This is a genomic window from Sphingobium sp. FW305-3-2-15-F-TSA7, assembly GCF_058787155.1.
Window position 1 is genome coordinate 41,390 of sequence record NZ_JBYSZM010000021.1, and the last position, 22,882, is coordinate 64,271.

General features: G+C 64.4%; 20 protein-coding genes and 1 tRNA gene. 8 read left to right on the forward strand and 13 right to left on the reverse strand.

Annotation, left to right across the window (positions count from 1 at the left end; translation table 11 throughout):
- Positions 1–15: 15 nt before the first annotated feature.
- From AC3WN8_RS17045 to AC3WN8_RS17065, 5 genes are read right to left on the reverse strand one after another with little or no spacing between them, the layout of a single operon-like run.
- The gene (locus AC3WN8_RS17045; protein WP_492670657.1) at positions 16–996 is read right to left on the reverse strand and encodes a DNA polymerase III subunit delta'; all 981 of its coding nucleotides are present in this window, start codon (positions 994–996) and stop codon (positions 16–18) included.
- Positions 993–1,634: a dTMP kinase gene (tmk, locus tag AC3WN8_RS17050; RefSeq protein ID WP_492670658.1), complete on the reverse strand. Its 642-nt coding sequence runs from the start codon at positions 1,632–1,634 to the stop codon at positions 993–995. Before tmk ends, AC3WN8_RS17045 begins: the two co-directional genes overlap by 4 nt.
- Positions 1,631–2,794 (reverse strand): D-alanyl-D-alanine carboxypeptidase family protein, encoded by a 1,164-nt coding sequence (locus tag AC3WN8_RS17055; RefSeq protein ID WP_492670659.1) that lies wholly within the window; start codon positions 2,792–2,794, stop codon positions 1,631–1,633. The genes tmk and AC3WN8_RS17055 overlap by 4 nt, the downstream gene beginning before the upstream one ends.
- 30 nt (positions 2,795–2,824) lie before the next feature.
- Positions 2,825–3,871 carry a septal ring lytic transglycosylase RlpA family protein gene (locus tag AC3WN8_RS17060; protein ID WP_492670660.1) on the reverse strand — a complete coding sequence of 349 codons (1,047 nt, stop codon included), beginning with the start codon at positions 3,869–3,871 and terminating at the stop codon, positions 2,825–2,827.
- A complete protein-coding gene (locus tag AC3WN8_RS17065; protein WP_492670661.1) occupies positions 3,855–4,901 on the reverse strand; it encodes a lytic murein transglycosylase in 1,047 nt (348 codons plus the stop codon). The genes AC3WN8_RS17060 and AC3WN8_RS17065 overlap by 17 nt, the downstream gene beginning before the upstream one ends.
- A 138-nt stretch (positions 4,902–5,039) precedes the next feature.
- On the opposite strand from AC3WN8_RS17065, the gene AC3WN8_RS17070 reads away from it, so the two are divergent.
- From AC3WN8_RS17070 to AC3WN8_RS17085, 4 genes are all read left to right on the forward strand, one after another.
- Positions 5,040–5,129, forward strand: a tRNA-Ser gene (locus AC3WN8_RS17070).
- Positions 5,130–5,318: 189 nt separating this feature from the next.
- A complete protein-coding gene (gene arr / locus AC3WN8_RS17075; RefSeq protein WP_492670662.1) occupies positions 5,319–5,747 on the forward strand; it encodes an NAD(+)--rifampin ADP-ribosyltransferase in 429 nt (142 codons plus the stop codon).
- A gap of 333 nt (positions 5,748–6,080) precedes the next feature.
- Entirely contained in the window at positions 6,081–6,611 is a 531-nt protein-coding gene (locus tag AC3WN8_RS17080) for a dihydrofolate reductase family protein (RefSeq protein WP_492670663.1), read from the forward strand.
- Between the two features lie 185 nt (positions 6,612–6,796).
- On the forward strand, positions 6,797–7,294 hold the full coding sequence (locus tag AC3WN8_RS17085; protein WP_492670664.1) for a dihydrofolate reductase family protein: 498 nt from the start codon (positions 6,797–6,799) through the stop codon (positions 7,292–7,294).
- Between the two features lie 28 nt (positions 7,295–7,322).
- Here AC3WN8_RS17085 and AC3WN8_RS17090 read toward each other — a convergent pair whose 3' ends face one another.
- The 7 genes from AC3WN8_RS17090 to AC3WN8_RS17120 all read right to left on the reverse strand — a co-directional run bounded on the left by AC3WN8_RS17090 (position 7,323) and on the right by AC3WN8_RS17120 (position 19,335).
- Entirely contained in the window at positions 7,323–9,071 is a 1,749-nt protein-coding gene (locus AC3WN8_RS17090) for a M61 metallopeptidase family protein (protein WP_492670665.1), read from the reverse strand.
- Between the two features lie 70 nt (positions 9,072–9,141).
- Positions 9,142–11,427, reverse strand: coding sequence for a TonB-dependent receptor (locus tag AC3WN8_RS17095; RefSeq protein ID WP_492670666.1), 2,286 nt, complete (start codon positions 11,425–11,427; stop codon positions 9,142–9,144).
- Positions 11,428–11,678: 251 nt separating this feature from the next.
- Positions 11,679–12,866: a pyridoxal phosphate-dependent aminotransferase gene (locus AC3WN8_RS17100; protein ID WP_492670667.1), complete on the reverse strand. Its 1,188-nt coding sequence runs from the start codon at positions 12,864–12,866 to the stop codon at positions 11,679–11,681.
- An 80-nt stretch (positions 12,867–12,946) separates the two neighbouring features.
- Entirely contained in the window at positions 12,947–14,281 is a 1,335-nt protein-coding gene (locus AC3WN8_RS17105; protein ID WP_492670668.1) for an APC family permease, read from the reverse strand.
- Positions 14,278–15,765, reverse strand: coding sequence for a S10 family peptidase (locus tag AC3WN8_RS17110; protein WP_492670669.1), 1,488 nt, complete (start codon positions 15,763–15,765; stop codon positions 14,278–14,280). The genes AC3WN8_RS17105 and AC3WN8_RS17110 overlap by 4 nt, the downstream gene beginning before the upstream one ends.
- A complete protein-coding gene (locus tag AC3WN8_RS17115; RefSeq protein ID WP_492670670.1) occupies positions 15,755–17,842 on the reverse strand; it encodes an amidohydrolase family protein in 2,088 nt (695 codons plus the stop codon). The genes AC3WN8_RS17110 and AC3WN8_RS17115 overlap by 11 nt, the downstream gene beginning before the upstream one ends.
- Positions 17,839–19,335 carry a S10 family peptidase gene (locus tag AC3WN8_RS17120; RefSeq protein WP_492670671.1) on the reverse strand — a complete coding sequence of 499 codons (1,497 nt, stop codon included), beginning with the start codon at positions 19,333–19,335 and terminating at the stop codon, positions 17,839–17,841. The genes AC3WN8_RS17115 and AC3WN8_RS17120 overlap by 4 nt, the downstream gene beginning before the upstream one ends.
- Before the next feature lie 280 nt (positions 19,336–19,615).
- Here AC3WN8_RS17120 and AC3WN8_RS17125 point away from each other — a divergent pair, with 280 nt between their 5' ends.
- On the forward strand, positions 19,616–20,098 hold the full coding sequence (locus AC3WN8_RS17125; RefSeq protein WP_492670672.1) for an Lrp/AsnC family transcriptional regulator: 483 nt from the start codon (positions 19,616–19,618) through the stop codon (positions 20,096–20,098).
- An 18-nt stretch (positions 20,099–20,116) separates the two neighbouring features.
- Here the strand turns inward: AC3WN8_RS17125 and AC3WN8_RS17130 are convergent, their stop codons facing one another.
- Positions 20,117–21,298, reverse strand: coding sequence for a cystathionine gamma-synthase family protein (locus AC3WN8_RS17130; protein WP_492670673.1), 1,182 nt, complete (start codon positions 21,296–21,298; stop codon positions 20,117–20,119).
- Between the two features lie 153 nt (positions 21,299–21,451).
- Between AC3WN8_RS17130 and AC3WN8_RS17135 the strand changes: the two genes are divergently transcribed.
- From AC3WN8_RS17135 to AC3WN8_RS17145, 3 genes are all read left to right on the forward strand, one after another.
- Positions 21,452–21,931 carry an Lrp/AsnC family transcriptional regulator gene (locus AC3WN8_RS17135; protein ID WP_492670674.1) on the forward strand — a complete coding sequence of 160 codons (480 nt, stop codon included), beginning with the start codon at positions 21,452–21,454 and terminating at the stop codon, positions 21,929–21,931.
- Complete coding sequence (locus AC3WN8_RS17140; RefSeq protein ID WP_492670675.1) at positions 21,928–22,455, forward strand: AAA family ATPase; 528 nt, start codon at positions 21,928–21,930, stop codon at positions 22,453–22,455. The genes AC3WN8_RS17135 and AC3WN8_RS17140 overlap by 4 nt, the downstream gene beginning before the upstream one ends.
- Before the next feature lie 127 nt (positions 22,456–22,582).
- Positions 22,583–22,762: a hypothetical protein gene (locus AC3WN8_RS17145; RefSeq protein ID WP_492670676.1), complete on the forward strand. Its 180-nt coding sequence runs from the start codon at positions 22,583–22,585 to the stop codon at positions 22,760–22,762.
- Positions 22,763–22,882: the final 120 nt, after the last annotated feature.

A 22,882-nucleotide genomic window follows, 5' to 3' on the forward strand; every position in this document is an offset into this window, starting at 1 on the left:
AGCCAACGGATAGCCTTAAATGCTCCGGCGTGGCGCCAGCCCGGCGATCAGCGTGCCGAGTTCGAAGACGACGCTCTGCGGATCGAGCGAAAGGCCGACCGCGCCCGACGACAGGTTTCGCGCATCCTCCCACAATTTCAGCGCATCGGCGAGCGGTTGCCCCGAGCGGCTGCGTGCCGCCGATGCGATGAAGCCCGGTGCACGCTGAAGAAAGGCTTCATAGCGCGGCTGGGCAGCCTTGAGCGCGAGCGACTTGGCGAGTGCGGCGCGTGACGCGGCGGACGGATCGCCCGTGGCCGCGATCTCCGCCATCGCCTTGTCCAGTGCCGCGATATCGAGCCCGGCGAAACCGAGTGCGCGGCCGGGCGCGCCCTCCCCCGCCTTCACCAGCGCAGCGATCTCACCTGCATCGGCCTCGGGCAATTCCGCGCGAAGGACTGCGGCCATGTCGTCGTTCGAAAGCGGACCGAAGCGCAGGACCCGACAGCGCGAGCGGATCGTCGGCAGCAATCGCCCGGGAGCATGGCTGACCAGCAGGAACACGGTGTCGGCGGGCGGTTCCTCCAGATTCTTGAGCAATGCATTGGCGGCGGCGCGTTCGAGATCGTCGATAGCGTCGATCACGATCACGCGGCGCGGCGAGAGTGACGGTGTCGTGACGAACAGGCTCTGGAGCGCACGGACCTGTGCGATCGGGATATTGCGCGCCAGATCGCCGGTGCGATCATTGGGCAATCGCTGCAGGCGGCGGAAATCGGGATGACTGCCGGCCTCGATCAATCGCGCAACCGGATGTTCCGGCGAAACCGTCAATCCCGCTTCGCCCGGCGGAGGGCCGGCGGCCTCGGCCAGCATGCGGAGCGCCGCCATTTCGGCGAAAAGCCCCTTTCCGACGCCCTGGGGCCCCGTGAGTAACCAGGCGTGATGCAGCCTGCCGCTGCCCATCGCCTCAATAAATGCAGCAATCTCATGCTGATGACCGACAAGCGACGTCATGACATAAGATCCGCCAGCGCATCGAGCAGGCGCGTCGTGACATGGTCGGCAGCACCACTGGCGTCGATGACGCGAAAGCGCCGGGGATCTTCTTCGGCATGATGCGCAAAGCTTTGCGCCACCCGTGCGTGATAGATCGCGTCGCGGCCGCCGATCCGGTCGGCGCCGCCGCGGTCGCGCGCCGCGGCACGCTCGGCCGCGACCGATTCGGGCAAGGTCAGCAGCAAAGTCCGATCGGGCAGCCGCCCCTGGCTGCCGATGCGGTGAAGCGTGAGGATATCGGCGTCCGCCAGTCCCCCCGCTCCGGCCTGATAGGCGCGCGAACTATCGAGGAAGCGATCGCTCAGCACCCATTGCCCCGCCGTCAGCGCGGGAAGGATCGTCTTTTCGAGATGGTCCGCGCGCGCCGCCGCGAAGAGCAAGGCTTCCGCACGCGGGCTCCAGCGGCCGGCATCCCCCTCCAGCAGCAGGCGGCGAATCGCTTCCGCGCCTTCGCTGCCGCCGGGTTCGCGCGTGACGAGCACGGCAATGCCCCGCGCGCGCAATGCATCGGCAAGCGCCGCGATCTGGGTCGACTTGCCGACCCCTTCCCCGCCTTCGAGCGTGATGAAGCGACCCGTGGCCGCGGCGGCGGTCACCCGCCGAAGATCGACATCAATCCGGCCCAGGCGCGGCCGAAGAACCCGGCTTCGCCGACATCGCTCTCGGCGACGAGCGGCATGGTCTGCGGCGGCGTGTCCGGCGTGGTGACGATCAGGTCGGCGATATGCTGTCCGGCCTTGATCGGGGCCTTGATCGGGCCGTTATACGCCACTTTCACCTGCATCGTGCCGGCTATGCCGTTCGGCAGCGTGACCGCCAGGTTGCGCGGCGCGACCAGCCCGACTTCGCTTTCGTCGCCAAGCTGGACTTCCGCCGTCTCGACCTTCTTGCCCTTCGAGAATAGCGGCTTGGTGGTCCACGCCTTGAAACCCCAGTCGATGAAACGCACCGATTCCTCGATGCGGCCGTTGAAGGAGTCGAGACCGGCGACCACCATCACCAGACGGCGGCCATTCTGTTCGGCGGATCCGGTGAAACCATAGCCGGCTTCCTCGGTATGACCGGTCTTGAGGCCATCGGCGCCGGAGACGCGGCCAAGCAGCGGATCGCGATTCTCCTGGTTGATCGTCTTGCCGTCGCTCAGCGTGCGGCTGTAATCCTTGCGCGCGTAGAAGTCCTTGTAGAGCTGCGGAAAATCCTCGATCGTCGCGCGCGCCAGGCCCGCAAGATCGCGCGCGGTGACATAGGTCACGCCTTCGTCGGGCCAGCCGTTCGAATTGCCGAAATGGCTGTTGGCGAGACCGAGTTCCTTCGCCTTGGCATTCATCAGCGCGACGAATGCGGCTTCGGTGCCCGAAATCCCTTCTGCCAGCACGACACAGGCATCATTGCCCGAAAGCGTGACGATGCCATGAAGCAGATCGCGCACGCTGACCTGTTCGCCGGTTTCGAGGAACATCGTCGATCCGGCCGCCGGACCGTGCCACTGGCGCCAGGTTTCCGGGCGCACCGCGAATTTCGTGTCGAGGTTGAGCTTGCCCTGCTTGATCAGGTCGAACGCGACATAGACCGTCATCATCTTCGCCATCGACGCAGGCGGCATGCGGACATCCGCCCCCTTGTCGTACAGCACCGCGCCCGACGAAAGATCCTGGAGGAAAGCGACCTTGGCCGCGCTTTCATAGGGCGGCGCCGCGGCAGTGACCGGAACGGCGGCGACCAGGGTGGCGAAGGAGACGAACAGGACGGGTTTCATCGGCTACTCTCGTGACGGACGCAGCGGGTGTCAGCCGCCGCTCAGGATACGCGCCTCCGGATAGCCCTTCGCCCGGATGCTTCGCAATGACTCATTCGCCGCAGCCTGGCTGCCAAAGGGCCCGAAGCGGACGCGATAGAGCGGGCCGACGGCATCGACGCGCGCGCCGGCCCGTTTCGCCAACGCTTCGGCGCGCGGCTTGCTGGAGAAAGCGGCGAGCTGGACGTACCAATTGCCGGCTACGGATGCCCGTGCGGCCGTCACAGGCCGAGGCGTCGCGGCTGCAGCCGGGCGTGCGGGTGCGTTCGTTCCCTCGACGATGAACCGGTCGTCGCGCGAGGCGGGCACGGGCACAGCCTTGGGGGGCGGCGCGATCGTTGCCGGCGCAGGCGCAGGCGCAGGCAGAGGTGCCGGCGCAACAGCGTCCGGACGCGGCGTAGCGGCCGCAACCGCTATGGGTGGAGTCGGTGTGATGCCGAGCTTACGGCGCAATGCCGTCAGCATCATCGCGGGGCTTTCGAGCCGTTCCGCGGCCGCATTGCCCCTGCGCAGCGCCGCGCGCTCCTGTTGGGGCGGATTGACGCGGCGCACGCGAACCGGAGCGCGTCCTTCCTCCGCGATGCCGAGCTGGCGCGCCGCACCGTCCGAAAGAGCGATCAAGCGATCGTTGGAGAAGGGTCCGCGATCGTTGACGCGTACCAGGATCGTCCGCCCGGTATCGAGTGACGTCACTTCGACATAGCTGGGCAGCGGCAATGTGCGGTGCGCCGCGGTGATCGCGTTCGGGTTGAACGGCTCGCCATTGGCGGTGGTATTGCCCCGCGGTGCCTCGCCATAGCCGCTGGCATAACCGACATCGTCATAATCCGCCCGGTCTTCGGGACGATAGGTGACGTCGCCGACCTTATAGGGTTCGCCGAGCCTGACCGGTACGTCGCTTACGCCCGGAGCATCCGCGGCGGGCAAAGGCTGCTTGTCGACGAGCGCACGATTGCTCCGCCCCTCGGCAACGCTCCAGCCCGAGAGTATCAGCGCCAGGGCGCCGGCGGTCACCGCCCGTTCAACGTTCCACTTCATCCGCAAGCAACCCCACTGATAGCGCGTAGAAATTCGAACAATTGTAATCGAGGATGACCCGATAATTTCCGGTTAGCAGATAGGCGGTTTTTCCAGGACCGTCGGGTTCGAGCAGTGACGCCATCTCGGTATCGCGGATGCGTGGCCCCGATGTCTGGACAATGCCCAGGCGGCGCCACTCGGCCATGCTGAGATAGCGGCTGTGGCGATCATGCACGCGTGGGCAACGCGGCGAATTGATCCTGCTGCGCAACGCCGCGCGATCGAGCCCGGCGGGCACGTTGACCGCAACGCCCCAGGGCACATTGGGCCGCCAGCCGGCATTGACGAAATAATTGGCGATGGAGGCGAGCGCGTCGGCCTCGCTGGTCCAGATGTCCTTGCGCCCGTCGCCGTCGCCGTCGCGCGCCATGCGAAGATAGACCGAGGGCAGGAATTGCGGATATCCGGTCGCCCCTGCCCAGCTTCCGACCAGGCGGCTGCGCGGCACACCCTGATCGATCATCTTGAGCCCGGCAATGAACTCGCCCGCGAAGAGATCGCGGCGGCGCCCTTCATAGGCCAGGGTCGCGAGCGCGCGCAGCAGGTCGAAACTGCCCATGACCGAGCCATAACCCGTCTCATGACCATAGATTGCGACCATGATCGATTCGGGCACACCGGTTTCGCGCTCGATTCGCGCGAGATGGTGGCGCAGCGCCTGATATTTGGAACGCCCGCGATTGATCCGCGGCGCATCGACATGCTTGATCCGATATGGCGCGAAGTTCGGGATCGGCGCATTGACCGAACCGCCGGGCTGATCGCGGTCGAGTTCGACCACGCGGGCGTTGAAGGTCAGTGTCGGCATCACCGAATCGAGCGTGGCGCGGCTGACGCCCTGGCGCTCGGCCTGGGCACGCAGCGCCGGAAGATAGGCCTGAAACGCCGCCTCCTCGCTTTGCGCGGCCGCGGGTGCCGGCGCAAGCAGGCCGGTGACAGGCAGCGCAACCGCCGCCAGAGACATCGAAATCGGGATCAAAAGACGCATACAACTCCCCAATGGGCCGGCAGACTGCCACAGGCATCGCCCTGCGTGAATCCCCTTTCGACCCGCATCCGGCACATCGGGGCGTTGATTATCGGCCCTCTTCCCCTTTTCGCATCGAACGCATATGCCGCGCGAGCCGGACGGGTGGCCGAGTGGTTTAAGGCAGCGGTCTTGAAAACCGCCGTGGGTGCAAGCTCACCGTGGGTTCGAATCCCACCCCGTCCGCCAAACACCGCCTATTGCCCTCTATGGCGCGATATCGCCACCGATCACCGCATCGCCACTAGGCGGCCAATAACCGCCATTTCTACGCTACAGTCTGATATGCCTTGAAGATGAGCGACGACAGCTATCGACCTCATCGCGGACGTTGGCGCCTAGCTCACTGACTAAAAGCAGACTCATAAGATGAGGACGATGACGATGACCGAAGTGCTGGACGAGGGACCGTTCTTTCACGGCACAATCGCGGATTTGCGCGAGGGTGATTTTCTCACCGCAGGGTACCGGTCGAACTATCGTCCTGAAGTGGTGATGAACCACGTCTATTTCACGGCCATTATGGACGGTGCCGGACTTGCCGCTGAAATCGCGGCGGAACTCACCGAAGGCAGCGCAATCCCGCGTGTCTATGCCGTAGAGCCGACCGGGGCATTCGAGAACGACCCGAACGTGACCGACAAGAAATTTCCCGGCAACCCCACGCGGTCGTATCGCAGCAGCGCACCGCTCAAGGTCACTGGCGAAATCACGCATTGGACCAGATTGACGCCCGAGGCACTACAGATGTGGAGAGAACGACTGACCGCACTGCGCTCAGACGAACGAGGCGAAATCATCAACTGATGCGCGGCGACTCGCATCTTGTGCTCATTACGCGATCGAATCGCTAAAGGGAGATGGTCGGTGAAGCGGGCACGACGGCAGCTATCGCCACCTAGATCCCTGAGATCCGCCAGTCCGCAATCCACCAGATACAGCCGATCGAAAGCGGATGTCGATCAGGCTTCAGCGCCCCTCAGAATCTCGGCGGTCAAATCGATCGGACAGCCCGAACGTCGGGCGTTCATGCGCACCCCAAAACCAATTGCAATACAAGATCAGTCTGGCTAGCTTCAAAACCGGTTGCACGATACAATCAGAATTTCGCGGGTCGCGGCATCAGGAGAGGAAATGGGCATGGCCAAGCTCGTGTTCGGAATGAACCAGTCCCTCGACGGCTATGTCGACCATATGGAATTTGGGCCAAGCCCCACGCTCTTCCGCCACTTCATCGACGAGGCCCGCGGACAGGCGGGTAGTGTCTATGGTCGCCAGATGTACGAGATCATGCGCTACTGGGACGACGATCATCCCGAGTGGGATGCAGAGCGGCGGGCCTTCGCGACGGCGTGGCGGAACCAGCCGAAATGGGTCGTCTCGCGCTCGTTGAAGTCGGTCGGCCCCAACGCCACGCTTGTCGGGGATGATCTACAAGGCGCGATCCGCGCGTTGAAAGCCGGGCGCGACGGCGAGATCGAAGTTGCCGGCCCAACCCTGGCGCAAAGCCTGACCGAACTGGGCCTGATCGACGAATATCGGATCTACCTGCACCCTGTCGTACTGGGTCGTGGCACACCATATTTCGCCGGTCCCCGCCCGCCGCTCCGCCTTGTGGCTCATGATCGGATCGACGAGGACGTGATCAGGCTGACCTACGTTCCTGCCTGATCCCGCAATGCTGCCGTGAGTTATGGCAGCGCTACCGCGAAGAAGCTTGTAACGGGACTTCCCATCGCGGTCCTTTCGGATTGTGCGATCATGACGCCGCGTCCCGACGCCCCCTTCGAACCTCATCTCACGGGAACCTCAAGCCAGCATGATCACCGGGCATGTCTTCATCGCCACCGGCCTGGATGGCTTCATCCAGGAAGGACGGGAATATCGACTGGCTGCTCAGCCGCGACGACCCGGATGAAGACCATGGCTATCGGGATTTCATCAAGGATATCGACGGCCTGGTAATGGGGCGCGGCAGCTTCGAAGGCGTATTGGCTTTCGATCCCTGGCCCTATGACAAGCCAGTCGTCGTGCTCTCGAAAACCCTGGCTTCATCGCCGGTTCCGGACCACCTTATTGGCCGCGTCCGCTTCGTGGACATGGCGCCCAGCGCCGCAATGGAGATGCTCGCGGCGGAAGGTTGGCGCCGCGTCTATGTGGATGGCGGCCAGATCGTGCAATCCTTCCTTCGTGAAGGCCTGATCGCCGACATGGTGGTAACGCGGATTCCGGTCCTGATCGGCGAAGGACGCCAACTCTTCGGCCCCGTCGACAGCGACATCCCGCTGACCCATGTGATGACGAAAGCCTTTCCGTCCGGGCTGGTACAATCCCTCTACAGGCTGGAATCCTGACCGGGATGTCTTCCGGTCGCAGACGGCGTCAACGGGCACAGCCCTGCGCGTCGGCGCCGGGAACGCGTTCCCATTGATAGGCATCGACCGTTTCGCCGCGCGGCAGATATGTGATCGGGAAAACCCGGCCCGCGCGCCGGACGCGCAGCGTCAACCGCTCAGCCTGCTCGCCCTGGATACCGTCCTGCGGCACCGGGTCGACGATTTCGTCGCCATCCCTGAGCCCTGCCTGCGCCGCCGCGGATCCTGGGACCAGGCCGCGCACCACGCGCTTGGGCTCGGCCAGCACATCGGTCAGGAAACCCAGCTCATAGCGGCGCAGCTTCTTCGTGATCCGGCGGAAGCAGGGTCCGAAAGCGTCGGAGGCCGGAACCGGCATCCGTCCATCCAGAAAGGCCCGGAATTCGTCGACCGCCCCGGCCCCCAGATGCCTGGCAAGCAGCATCTCCCAATCGACATTGGTCGTCGCCTTGCCCGATTTCTCGGTCGCCAGCATGGCGAGCATGAGATCGTCGAGACTGGTCTTGCCGCCGGAGGCCTTGCGCAGTGCATCGTCGACGGTGACGAAATAGAGCATGCCGCGATCATAGGGCAGCGTTCGCACACGCGTATCGGCCCAGAAACGCAGCGGCACCTGGCTGTTGGGGGCACGCGCCATGCTGCTGGTATAATAGCGCGCGGCCGTCCAGTTAACGTCCGCAATGAACTCTTCCGCGCTCAGCATGTCGAAGCGGAATGGCAGGCGCGCCTCGTAGAAGGTCGCCAGTCCTTCGCCGAACCATGAGGATTCGAGCCCCGCCGGCTGGGTGATGAACGGCTGGAAGGTATGGAACATCTCGTGCGCCAGGGTCAGCCGGATCCTCGCGACGTCGGATCCGCGCCCCTTGCCGAAAGTGGTGACAAAGGATCGGTGGAGGCCGACGCCGCCGCCCGCATTGATCGGATTATAGCGCAGGAACACCCCGTAAGGCGGCGCACCTTTCTGGCCGAAGAAGCGTGCATAATGGCTGTAGAGCTTGCCCGTCCAGGCGAGCAGCGCGTTGGCGTCGAAACCGGGATCACCCTGCCACGCGCCGAAAAAGCCGGTCCCCGACGGATCGGACGGCCAGGTGCCGATCCGCCCGCCCATGAAGAAGCTCATGCGCAGTTCGGCGCCGTCGAGCGGCTCTGCGGCGGTGATAATCCCCTCCCCCAGCGAACTGACGCCCCGGCTGCCCTTGGGCGCGCGCGACAAATCCCAGCCGAAAGTGGTGCGATAGCGGTGCTCGCCGGGCGGCAGCAGCAGGAAGACATGACCGGTCGCCGAGACCCCACCGCCATCGGCGGAAAAGGCGAAGGGCGGTGCCGGGCCGCGCGGTGGCAATGTCGCCTGGGCGGGCACGCTGTATGCCACGGTCACCGGCCCGCGCACCGCACGATCGACGATCCATTCGCGCGAGGGACCACCGCCCACCGCGTCGCGCATGCCGGTTTCGGGCAGGTCGACATCGCGGGCGCTCAACCGCAAGGGGCCGGCATCGTCACGCGCGGAAATGCCGGCGATCACCGTGGCGACGGTATCGACATTGCTGGCGACCTTGGGCAGGCGTAGCAGCACCTCGCCTTGTCCGGCCGCGATGCCGTCCAGGCGCAGCGTCACCCGGACGGTCTCGATCCGCGCCGGGGCCGTGCGCGACGCAATTGGGGCCAGCGTCAGCGAAAGCGCGGGCTCGGCACGTGCCGGAGCGGTGAGAAGCGGGGCCGAAGCAAGCCCGGTGATGGTCAATGCCAGCCGCATCGCGCCGCTCCGATACCGTGTTCGATTTCGCGGAGGAAGCGCGGGGCTGCAATCGCCCCGCGCCCATCCGTCAGAACGACCGCGCCAGCGTCACGCCGACGGTCCGCGGTTGAGTGAACAAGGCGGTCGGCACATTCACGCCGTTGCGGTTGTCCGCCGCGGTCACGCCGCGCTTGTCGAACAGGTTGCGGACGAACAGATTGACACTCCAGTCCCGATCATAGGTCAGGCCGCCGCGAATATCGACGCTGGTATATTCGGGCAGCAGGATGCGTGGGCGCGTTGCATTCGCGGCATTGGTCACGAAGGTGCCCGCACGATCGCCGACATAGATCACCGTGAAGCCCAGATTGCCCTCCAGCGTGTCGCTCAGCGTGAAGCTTTGCTGCGCGGTGACATTGGCAGTGACCTTCGCCGCGAACGGCAAGCGATCGCCCGCCAGTCCCCTCAGACCCGTGGCGCCCGCCAATGTCGGCAGGTCCTGGGTCAGCGTCGCATCGGTGAAGGTCAGGTTGGTGTCGATGCTCATCCCCGCCCAGGGCGTCAGGTTCGCCGCGAATTCCAGGCCGCGGCTGCGCGCCTTGCCGCCGTTCGTCAGAAAGGTGAGCGAGCTGACCGAATCCGTGCCCTGGAGCTGGATGTTCTTCCAGTCGATCTGGAACAGCGACGCGTCGATGGTCAGCAGGCCGGGAACGACCTTGCCCTTGAAGCCCAGTTCATAGTTGAGCACGCGATCCGGGCCGAACGAACCATCCACCGAGGGCGGCGCCGCGATGTTCGGGCCGCCGGGGCGATAGCCGGTGGCGATGCGGGCATAGGCGATGATGTCACGCGAGAAATGATAGTTGGGCGAAATCAGCCAAGTGAAGGCGCTGTCCTTCGAATCGCCGATCGTTGTGCCCGATCCGAACACCGGAGCCACCGTCGCCGATGTGTTGAGCGTCGATTCATTGTGCTGCTTGTTGCGCGAATAGCGGCCGCCCACCTGGATATCGAGCTTGTCGGTGGCGTGCCAGGTCAGATCGGCAAAACCCGCATATTCGCGATAGCTGCCCGGACCTTCACCGATATAGGGCCTGGCGTCGAGGCTGCCCGAGGCGATCAGCGTCTGATCGGTCGCGGCATGCTCGATGGTGTAGAAGCCGCCGGCGAGCCAGCTGAAGCTGGTGCCGATATCGCCGCTGAAGCGCACTTCCTGCGAGAATTTATGCGTGCGATCGGCGTTGGCGATCTGCACCGTCGGCGCCGTCGCCAGCCCGTAGAGCGAGCGCAGCAGTCCGCCGAACACGGCGCTGACATCGCTGGTGATGACATTGTCCGCGCGGCTCCACGCGCTGATCGAGGTGATGTTGACGCCGCCCAGGTCGAGCTCGGCGCGCGCCGTATAGAGCTGGAACTTCGCCTTGTTGATCGAATCGAGCGCATTGAGCGTCAGATCGCCATAGACCGGATCGAAGGTGGTGACTGCCGTCGCGCGGTTGGGCGAGGCGGTGAGCGTGCAGGCCGCGCAGATCGGCACGCCGCCCGAAGTGATGGCAAGATCGCTGTTCATCGCGTCCTGCTTCTGACGGAGCGCCGAAAGCACGATGCGAAGATTGTCGGACGGCTTGATCAGCGCCGCGCCACGGAAACCCCAGACTTCGCGGGTGTTGACGTTCTTCGCCTTCAGCGCCTTGGGATTGATGTTGTCGAGCCATGCCGCATCATCGCGCTTGAAACCGCTGCCGGCGACGGCCAGCCAGTCGGTGATCGGCACATTGACCGATCCGCGCACCGCATAGCCGGTGTCGCCGTGCGAGACGGCGGTGCCGCCCAGTTCGATCCGGCCGGAGAATTCGCGCGTATCGGGTTCCTTCAGCACATATTTGATCAGGCCGCCCAGGCTCGACGCGCCATAGAGCGTGCCCTGCGGGCCGCGCAGCACTTCGACCCGGCTGACCGCGCTGGCATCGAAATCGGGGAGCGGCGGCTGGCCGGTGCCGGTGGTGCCGCCGAACTGGACGTCATCGACCAGCAGCGCGACGGTGGGCGAGGTCGCCCCACCGGTGGTGACGCCGCGCAGTGCGATCGAGGACACGCGCTGGCCCGAATATTGGAGGCCGGGCACGCGATCGAAGAATTCCGAGAGGCGGTTGATGTTCTGCGTCGTCAGCGTCTCAGCCGAAATCGCGCTGATCGCGACCGGCACGTCGAGCAGGCGCTCGGCGCGCTTCTGCGCAGTGACGATGATTTCGCCGGCATCGTTACCGCTTTCGACGCCTTCGGCGCTCTGCGGGTCCTGCGCCATCGCAGGCATCGATACCGTGAGGGCGAGGATCGCCGCCGACATGGAAATAGCAAGTTTCTGGTTCTTCATTTTTCTGGCCTCCACTGAATCTATTCGGGCGTCCGATCCGCATGGCGGGGATCGTCCATCCTTGGCCTCTCTCTCCAGCTCGGCAGGAACCACGACCATGTCGCCTTCCCGATGAGCCTCCCCTGGTTCGAGGCCAGGCGAATTTTACGCGTGCGCCACCGCCATATTTATTCGGAATTGGGGTTCCCGACCCGCTTCGCGCATAAGTTTTCGCGGATCGCGTGCCTGATCGATCAAGATTGCCCGCCCCTTCATCGGCCCAGTGCCGGCTGCGGCATGCGGGCATAGGCGCGCAGCCCCTCTTCCAGCCCGGCCAGGCCAGCATCGAGCCGGTCGTCTTCCTGGCAGAAACCGATGCGGATGCGGCCGGGCGCGCCGAAATATTCTCCGGGCGCGACGATTACGCCCGAACGCGCGATCAGCCATTCGGAAAAGGCGCGGCTATCGGCGATGCCGGGCAATGACGGAAAACAGATGCAGCCATCGTCGGGCAGTTCGCCGCCCATCAACCCTTCGGCCACCATCATGTCGAACCAGGCCTGGAAACGCGGCCGGCAGCGCGCGACGACGCGGCGCGAATTCTCTTCGAACGATGCGGCATTGGCCATGACATGCGCGGCGACGGCGTGCGACAATGTCGAGATGCCGAACTCGATCTGGCCGTTGAGCCGGCTCAGCCGCTCCACCACCGCCGGCGCACCGACGATCCAGCCGCAGCGCAGCACGCCCAGCCCGTAGATCTTGGTCAGGCTCGACAGGCTGACCACCGCCGGGGACAGCGCAGCGGCGGCACCGGGGCGCCGATCCTTCGACGCATAATCGCCATAGACCTCGTCGACGACGAGCAGGAAACCGCGCCGTTCGGCGAGATCGGCCAGCGCGCGCAATACTGGCTGCGGCGTCGCCATGCCCGACGGATTATGCAGGTCCGACAGCACCACCAACCGCGTATTCGGACGCAGCCGTGCTTCCACGTCCGCGACGTCGATGAGGAAGCGGTCGCCATGGCGGCGAAAGCTCTCGACCGAGGCGCCCGATGCTTCGGCAAGATAGGCGAACAGGTCGAAACCGGGCGTTTCGATCAGGACATGATCGCCGGGACGGACGAATGTGCGATAGATCAACGACAGGCCGCCGGTGGCACCGGTGGTGCAGAGCAACTGGTCACGGCCGACGCCATAGCGTTCGGCCAGCATATCGAGGACGAACGGATTGCCGTCACCAAAGGCGCTGACATAGTAGCTTGAGAAATGCGGCTCGGCGGTTTCGAGAACCATCTGGCGCAGCAATTCACGCGGCTCGGGCACGGAGCTTTCGAACAGGCTGACCGCCTGACCGTCCCTTGCGCGGGCCACGGCAAGCGCGCCGCGCACCCATCGCGCATAGCTTTCACCCTCAAGCGTCGGCGGTGTGGCCGGCATTTCATCTTCCTTGAACATGACGTCTCTCTACCGGCCAGGGCGGGCACTAATTATTCGATCTTGGGCAAGCCGGCGCCGATTGCGCATAATTTGCGCAGCTATTCGCCCAAAGCGCGCTTGGCCTGTTCGGAGGAGTCCCGCCGCCCCTTGGCGAACCAGTAGATCAGGCCGACGACCAGCCAGCCGCCGACCAGCAGATAGGGGCGCGGATCGGCCTCGACCCCGAAGATACCGACGAGCAGCGCGCAGACCACACCGGTATAACCCGCCGCCACAACCACCCTGCGCGACAGCTTCAACTTCGACCGCGCATGGATCTCGGGATGGTGGCGCGCGACCACGGTCGCCGAATAGGAACAGGCCATATATTTGAGCATAGTCGGCACGTTGACTGCGAGCAGCAGGAAGATCAGGCTCGGCGGCAGCAACAGGCCCGACATCGCACAGACATAGCCGAACAGGATCGCCCGGTGCGGCGTGCCGAAACGCGGATGGATCGCGCCGATCGCGCGCGGCAAAGCGCCGTTACGCCCCATCGCGAACAGGCTGCGCGAAAAGGTGAGTGCGGCGGCATTCATCGACTTGACGATCGAGAAGCAGGCGGCACCGACGATCAGCGGCACCGCGAGATCGCCCAGTACGACCTTTGCCGCATCCAGCAACGGCGCCTGGCTATTCGCCAGCGCCGCCGGCCCGACAAGGCCGAGCGCCGTGACCGCGACCAGGCCATAGACCAAAGCGGTCAGCCCGATCGCCAGCGCGATGCCCAAAGGCACATTGCGCGGCGCGTCGCGCACCTCCTCACCGATCTCGACCGCGGATTCGATACCGAGGAACAGGCTGATCATCAGCGGCACGACCGCGAGGATCGCGAGCGGTGGCGTGTCCAGCGGATTGCCGACCAGCGCGCCATCGAAATGCGGCAGGCCGGTCGCGACGAAAATGCCCAGGATGATCAGCAGCAGCGCCATCAACTGCGCCTGCACCCGCGCCGCCATCGACACGCCGACATAATTGAGCGCAAAGACCGCGGTGATCGTGACCGCCATTCCAAGCTTGAGCGGCACCGGAAACACCATGCCGAGATAGCTGATCATCACCTGCGACAATATGGTGAGCGCGCCGACATTGGAGATGATCCGCAGCCAAGCGATGATGAAGCCGACACCCGGATGGATGAAGCGCTTGGGCCATTCATAGGATGCGCCCGACACCGGTAGCGCCGATCCCAGATAGGCGTAGACCAGAGCGAAGACGAGCATCGGCAGTGCCGCGACGCCGATCGCCGCGAGCAGCCCCGATCCCGCCACCTGCGCGGTGGGCTGGAGGATCGAGAAGATCGAGACACCGATCGCGGTGCCCGCGCCGAAGGTGACGACACCGGTCAGACCGACGCTTTTGCGCAGGCTTCCCCCTTGAGCGGCAACCGTCATTCGCCGCCGCTCACAAATGCGCGAAGATCGCGGATCAGCGCGGCGCGTGCCTCGGCACCGACATAGGGCATATGCCCCGATGGATAGGCGTGGAAGCGCGTCGCCGACAGCGGCACACCGACATGGGCAAGCGTATATTCGGCACTGCCGATCGGCGTGACGAGGTCGTAATAGCCGGTGCCGACCATCAACCGCATCGCCGGGTTGCGGCTCATCGCGACGGCCAGGTCGGTGCCGTAATTGCGTCCGACCGGCACACCCGGGCCGAAGCCGTAATCCCAGCGTCCATTGACCTCACGGAACGCGATCGGTTCGTAAGGCAGCTCGAGCGTCACTTTCAGCGTCTTCGCCGCATAATCATTCCACGCAGCGACGAAACCGGGCACATATTGCCCCATCGCCGGATCGTCGGCGACTGGATCGCTCCCCGCCCCCTGTGTCGGCAGCACGAAGCGCGCATCGTACATGCCGACGCGCTGGCCCCGGTCGGCAAGCAGCAGCTTCGCGAATGTGGCGCCGGAAATGCGGAGGTCGGCGGCGAGTATGTCTTTTTCGGCGATACCGATCAGTGCCGACATCTCACGCGCGACCTCTGCCCTACGATCCGCCGGCAGCCGTGATCCTGCATGGAGTGCGGAAAGATAGCGCGCATCGATGAAACGGCGCGCCGCTTCCGCCTGCCCCTCCGCCGTGCAGCCGGCGGCGACCTTGCCGAAATGGCAGGCGGTCGCGGCCAGCGACGGCAGGATGTTCAGATAGGCGCGGTCGTCGCCCTCGGCGCCGCGCGCCATGTCGAGTGCCTGGCCGAGCAGCACCACGCCGTTGAGCGTCAGCCCATCCATCGCGCCGGTCTGGGTCGGCCCGCCCGCCATCAGCCGCGCCATCACCCCCGCGCGAATCGTACCATAGCTTTCGGAGACCAGATATTTGGGCGAATTGCCTCGGCCGTGGCGGCGCAGCCATTGGCGCACCACCTCCACCATCGCTTTGGCATCCTGTTCGACGCCATAATATTGCTCGACCTTGGCGCCCGGCAACACGCGGCTATAACCCGTACCCGGCGGATCGATCAGCACGATGTCGGCCACGTCGAGCGGACTGTCGGGATTGGCGACGGTGCCGAAGGGCGCAACGGTGCGCGGCTTTGCCGGATCGTCGAAATCGACGCGGCGCGGCGCCATCAGCCCCATATGCAGCCAGATCGAGGCCGAACCCGGCCCACCATTGAACGCGAAGATCACCGGACGCGTCGCCGCGTCCTTCACATCGCCACGGACATAGCTGGTCGCGAAGATGCTCGCGCCGGGCAGCAGAAACTCCTCGACCGCGGCTGCATAGCGCAATCGCGTTCCACCGATCTCGGCCTGCCCTTCCGACCGGAAGATGCGTGGCTCCGCCATGGCTTGCGGCGGCGACGGCTGCGCTTGCGCGACCCCGGCCGCCAGCATCAACGTCAAGGCGGCAATCGCGCGATCAATACGCATCGGCATGCTCTCCATGATCGAGCCCTTCCCGTGCGGCCAATTTCTCTGCCGGCCGGATCGCCGGCGCGGTGGTGAAGGGCTGGATGCCCAGCGCACTGTGGATCTCCGACGGAAAATAGACCACCCCGCCCTTCATCACCATGCGCGGACGGCGGATCGCGGTGATGTCGCGCGTCGGATCGCCGGGCACCAGCACGAAATCGGCGAGCTTGCCGCGCGCGATGCTGCCCAGCCGATCAGCACGACCCAGAAACTCCTCCGCCCCCAGCGTGCCGGCGCGTAACGCCTCGGCCGGGGTGAGGCCCGCCTTCACATACAGCTCGATCTCGCGCTGCACCGAAAAACCCGTCGCGTCGTCGGTGCCGGGCAAAAGGCGGATGCCCGCCTTGTGCAGCATCGCGATCGTTTCGAGCATCTTGTCAAAGCCGGACTGATAGGCCGCGTCCTCCGCCTTGTTCGCGATCGTCACGAAGGACCGCTTGCGATAGCGCTGGAAGCCGATCGGCATGTGCGACAGGAAATCCTCCTGCCCCGGCGGTACTTGCCCAGCGCGGCTGAGCATGAGTTGCTCGAGGATGACGGCCGTGGTGTCGAGCGCGGTGCCGTGCGCCTTCATCAGCCCGACGGTGCGCTGCACGGTCTCCGCATTCAGGTCGAGCGCGCCGGCACGCGCCATCGCGGTCAGTCGCAATGGCGTGCGGCTGTCCTCCCCAGGCTTCAGGATCCAGCCGAGCATCAACTGGTTGATATGCGCGATCGAATCATAGCCATCGGCGATCATCCGATCGGGCGAGGTGAAGGCGGGCACATGGCCCGTCATCTTCAGCCCCAGCCGATGCGCTTCCGCCGCGATCGGCTTCACCCAATCGGGGTTCATCGAATTGTAGATCTTGATCTCGGCATAGCCGCGATCGGCGTACCAGCGCACATTCGCCAAGGCTTCCTCCACCGTCGCGGGGATGAAGCCGAAGCGCGCCGAATAGGGGCTGCGCCCTTCGATGAAACCGTTGGCCACGATGCGCGGCCAGGCGACCTCGCCCGCGTCGATCTTCGTCAGCAGCCCCTGGAGGAAGCCATTGTCATTGCCCATGTCGCGCGTCGCGGTAACGCCGGCAGCGAGATACATCAGCCCGGCGGGCAGCGTCGCGTGCGAATGCATGTCGTGCAGGCCGGGATAGAGCGTGCCGCCCTCGCCATCGATCACCACTTCGTCCGCCGGCACGGGCCGCCCGTCCTCCGCCGTCACCTGCGCGATCGTGTCGCGCATGACGACAACGCTCGACAGCGGCGAAAGCGCGCCCGTCACGGGATCGAAGACGCGGACGTTGCGCACGCGCACCGGCGCGTCGAAACGGTGCGCCAGTTTCTGCTGGAGCTGCAAGGCGCGTTCGGTTTCCAGCTCAGAACCGAGCTTGCCCAGTATCGGCACCGCCGCTTCATAACCCGCGCGGATCGTCGTCCCTTCTGCCGAAGGGCCGAACAGCGCAAACAGCTTCTGTTCGCCATCGAGCAGCAAATAGCTGGGATTGAGCTGGACGCCGGTCAGCCGCCACGCGGTCACCTGCGTCGCGGCGGCGCCCTCGCCCAATGTCAGCGTGCGCAGCTTCTCCATCGTGATCCGGCCCGAGGGCAGCACAGCGATGCTGTGGCCCGGCGCCGCGAGCGCCGCGCGCGCATAGACCCAGATCGCATAAGGGCTGTCGTCATTGGCCACGTAGAGCGGCGGCCGATCCGCCTTGAGGGTGCCGTGATCGGCCTGGCTCGTCCAGCGCGCGCGGCCACCCGACCAGACGAAGTTTTCGTCGACCGCGCCCCCCATCAGCGACGAGCCCTTGATCGTCCAGGCGGTCGGGATACCCTGCGCGTCGAAGGTCAGTTCTTCACGATGCTTGGGGCCGCGCCCATTATTGTCGATCCGGTAATCGACGGTGGCGCGGTCGCCCTCGCTGTCGATGACGAGCGAGCCGACGCTCTCGCCGTTGGACAGGATCGACAGCCGCTCGGTCGCGGCAAAAGCGATGGGCGACGCAGCGAGGAGCAGCGTGGCGGCAAGCGTGCCTGCGAAAACGCCCCTCACGGCCGGCGTACCAGTGCGCGGATATCGTCGCCGATCGCCTTCGCGGTCGCCGCCACCGAATAGCCGGTATGGCCGCCGTCATAATAGCGCAGCGTCACCCGCGCCGGATCCCAGCCCGATTGCGTCGCCAGCAGTTCGGCCGCCCCCATCGTCGTCTGGGTATCGTAGATGCCGTTGCCGATCAGCAGACGGAAATCGGGATTTCGCGCCATCATCGCGCTGATCCCCTGATAATAGGGCCAGTCGGCAAAGGGGCTCGTGCCATCTCCCCAACCCCAATCCTCCAAGCTGGTGATGCCGACCGCGGGGACATAGGGATCGCTCCACGTCACCTTCAGATCGTCGCGCAGATAGATGGGCAGGAATTTCTGAACGCCCTGCATCAGCACGTCGGAGGGATCGGGGCCATTGCCCTTATCGGTGATCGGCGCGGTGTAGCGCGCATCGGCGCGGCCGAGCAACAGGCCCCGATCCCTGAGCAGTTCGGCGCGATAGCGTTCCTTGCTGATCTTCAGCCCGTTGGCGAGATACCAGTCGGCCGGGATGCCGCTAAATTCGGCGAGCCGCGCGGCAACGCGTCTTTTATCGGCGTCCGACGCGGCGCTGCCCTGATACAGCACCGTCAGATACTCGCCTTTCGCGAAGGCGCGCGCATCGGCCAGGAACGCATCGAGCCCGCGCCCCTTGCGATCGGCGCGGCCGTGATACCAGCCGATCGCCGCGACCGTCGGCAGCGACGCGACATAGCTGGTGATATTGGCCGGGCGCTGCGAATATTCGATGATATTGGCGGCTTGACCATAAAGGAAAACGCCGGCGAGCGGCAGCGGATCTGGGCCGGCGGCAAGCTGGCTGGCAATCTCCGCCGCGCGATTGGTGCCATAGCTTTCGCCGGTCAGATAGACGGGCGATCCCTCACGACCATACTGCTTCAGCCAGGCGCGGATATAGGCCGCGAACTGGCGCGCGTCGGCCTTGACCGAGAAATAGGCCTTGGGATCGGTGCCCGGCGCGACGCGGCTGAACCCGGTCGATGCGGGATCGACGAACACCATGTCGACCGCGTCGAGCGGCGAATATTCGTTGGCGACCAGGCGGAAGGTCGACGGATCGGCGCGGACATCGTCGGGATAGGCGACGCGCTTGGGCCCGATGCCGCCGATATGCAGATATTGCGCGGCGACGATCGGCCCGCCGTTGAACAGGAACATCACCGGCCGCTTCGCGGCATCCACGCCGTCGCGCGTATAGGCGAAGCTCACGATCCGTGCGGCTTCGTTCTGCCCGGTCGCGATCGCGATCGCCTCCACCTTCGCCGTATAGGCGACCGCCTGCCCGCCAAAGCGGCCCTGATGGCGCGTGACCACGGCGGGATGATCGACCTGATCGGTGACGGGCCCGGCGCCGGGTTGCTGCGCAACGGCGGGCACTGCCAGGACGAGCGCGAGTGCCGTCCCCAGTACCAGGGTAAGCTGTGATCCGATGGCCTTCATCTGCGATTGGTCCTCCAATCCCGCCACCTTATGGACGCCGCCGCGAAATGGTTATGCGAAGATCGAATGCGTCCCACCGAAGCGCGCATAGAATTTTCCCGAACGCCCTCTCCCCTGCATCGGCATGATAAGGTTCATCGCAGCCGATATCGGGATCGGCACCGTCATCATATCCGCGATCTGGAGATAGGTTTCGCAGGCATTCGCACAACTATTGGAAAATTTATGTTGCACGCAGACCGCTCCCGGCGCCACATGACACCGAGAGGAAGAGGATCCCATGACCGAAGCGCTGACCCCGATCGACATCAAGATTCTCGAGCAGGTGCAGAAGGACGCCGCGCTTTCGACGACCGAGCTGGCCGAGCGCGTCGGCCTGTCGCAATCGCCCTGCTGGCGACGGCTGCAGCGGCTGCGCGACGAAGGCTATATCACCGGCCAGGTCGCGGTGCTCGACCGCAAGAAGTTCGGCGACAGCCTCTATATTTTCGCCACGCTGAAGATGGCCACGCTGACCGAAGAACATCGCGCCGACTTCAATCGGAAGATCGAGCTGATCCCTGAGATCATGGAGTGCCACACCATTTTCGGCGAGCGCGACATTCTTTTGAAGATCATCGCACAATCGCTTGAATGGTATCAGAAATTCATTTTCAGGGTGATCCTGAAACTGCCCGGCGTGCAGGATATCCAGTCGACCGTCACGCTGCTGGAACTCAAGCAGACAACGGCCATCCCGGTCAGGGGAAGCCGCTTTCCGTAAACCGCCGTATCGGCGCGGTCAGACCTGCTCCAACGCGGCGGCAACATCGTTGCGAAGATCCTCGAACGACTCGATGCCGCAGGAATAGCGCACCAGCGTTTCGGGAATGCCGAGTTGCGCCCGCTCTTCCGCGCTGCATTCGACATGGCTCGTCGTACAGGGCGGTCCCGCGAGCGTGTTGACCGATCCCAGGCTGGCAGCGCGATGGACCAGCTTCAGCGCGTTGAGAAAGCGCTTCGTCGCGTCGAAGTCACTGCCCACCGAGAAGCTCAGCACACCGCCGAATCCAGTCATCTGGCGCCTGGCGATATCGTGGTTGGGATGGCTCTCAAGGCCGGGATAGAAGACATCCTCAACCTTGGGATGGTCACTGAGATATCGCGCCATCGCCATCGCGGTTTCGTTCTGCCGGGCCACCCGGAGTTCGAGCGTCTTCATCCCGCGCAGCAGCAGATAGGCCGCGAACGCGCTCAGGCTGCCGCCCGTGATCTCGCGATAATGATAGACCTGCCGGACAAGATCGGCGCGCCCGACAAGTGCGCCGCCCATCGCATCGTCATGACCGCCGAGGAACTTCGTCGCGCTATGCGCCACCAGATCGGCGCCCAGCAGGATCGGAAGCTGGTTGATCGGCGTGGCGAAGGTGTTGTCGACGATCGAGATCGCCCCTGCCCGCTTCGCCGAAGCGATCGCGCGTTCGAGATCGATGATCTTGAGGGTCGGATTGGTCGGCGTCTCAAGATAGACGATCTTGCAGCCGCGTGCGATCGCTGCGTCGAGCGCATCGCCATCACCGGTTTCGACCAGATCGATCTCGACGCCCATTTGCGGGAGGAATTCGAGGAAAAGCTTCGATGTTCCGCCATAGCTGTCGGAGATCGAGACGATCCTGTCGCCGGGCCGCGAAAAGGTGAACAACGCGTTCGAAATGGCGGACATACCGCTCGCAAACGAGGTCGCCGCCTCGGCACGTTCGAGCAATCGGATCTTTTCCTCGAACACTGCGACGGTGGGATTGGTGTTCCGGCTGTAGATATGGCCTTCGGCACGCTCGAGCGCCACGTCGAGCCAGCTTTCGATATCGGGATAGGCAAAGGGTGCGCTCTGCACGATCGGAACCTGTGCGGCGCCGAACGCCAGCGGCGTCTCCTCACCACCCCAGGCAGCGATCGTTCCCGGCTTGCACCCGCTCAAATCCATTTCAGCCTCCCTGTCGCGGCTTTGCGACCCGGGGATATTAGACGCGCACGCTTGGAAAATGTGGTCAAATATGTTCATATGGCGGCGATTTTGAGCGTCATGAATGCCATTATCGGCTAATTCTGCCATGGATCATATTGCCGGGAGGTGGATTTGAAGACGCTGGATCGGATCGATCGCAAGATCCTCGACATCCTTCAAAGCAACAACCAACTGACATATTCCGAACTTGCCGGCCTGGCGGCGGTGTCGCCATCATCATGTCGCCGCCGCGTGGAAGCTCTACGCCGCGACGGGGTGATCATGGCCGATGTCTCGATCGTAAATCCCGAGATATTGGGGCCTCGACTGAAGGTGATCGCGCTGGTGACGCTCGAACGCGACACCCCCGACGGTCAACAGAGTTTTCGACGATCGATGAGTGACCTGCCGCAAGTCGTCCAATGCCATTTCGTATCGGGAAGCTGCGACTATATCGTTCAATTCAGCTTGGATTCGATGGATCAATATGACCAGCTGCTCGATCGCCATTTCACCGCGATGCCAATCGTGAAACGCGTGGAATCGATGGTCGTGCTGAAAGAGGTGAAGAACGGCAGCGTCGGTCGGATCGGCTTCGCGGACGGGCAATGAATCGCCTGGTCGTCATTTCCGGCTGCTCGGGCGGCGGCAAATCCTCGTTGCTCGCCGAACTGGGCCGGCGTGGGTATCGCGTGGTCGAGGAGCCTGGCCGGCGGATCGTCCAGCAGGAACTGGCCGGCAATGGCGCCGCCCTCCCCTGGGTGGATATCGCCGCATTCGCGCGGCGGGCGACTGCGATGTCACTTTCGGATCGGGCATCGATCGCGACCGCGGATGAATGGGTCTTCTTCGACCGCGGGCTGGTCGATGCTGCGGCCGCGCTCGAGCATGCCACCGGCGAGCCAGCGGTGACGGCATGCCGCGCGCATCCCTATCACGCCCGCATGTTCATGGCGCCGCCCTGGCCGGAAATCTATGGGACCGATCCGGAACGGCGCCATGACATCGACGCGGCGCTCGCGGAATATGACCGGTTGCTCCATGCCTATGCCTCGCTCGGCTACGAAATCCTGACACTGCCCAGAATCTCGGTCGAAGCGCGGGCCGATCATGTACTCAACATGCTGGAAAATTGACGATATCTGGGTGCATCCCGCAAATTTATCGCATTGCTGTGCGGCAGATCACAGTATTCGTAACATTTACATGCGAAGCGGTCGCCGCCGGAGATGCGTCTCATGCTCCGGTTGCAAGGATGTCGATATGAAGCACACAGCCGTGGGCTGGCCCAGGCCCGAACGAACCACCGGAAAGACCATGATCGGCCTGCGCGTCGACGATACGCTGCTCGACGCGCTCGATAGCTGGATCATGCGCCAGTCGGGCGAACTGACCCGCCAGGACGCGATCCGCAAGATCGTGATCGATCACATCGCCGATTGAGGCCGCAGGATTTCGGGATGCGGATGGCGTAGCGTCGGATTTCGATCACAACGAACACTCCGCATTCCGCGCCGTTCGGGCCGGGCATATCGAAGGAAAGACAGCACTTCGACATGCCCG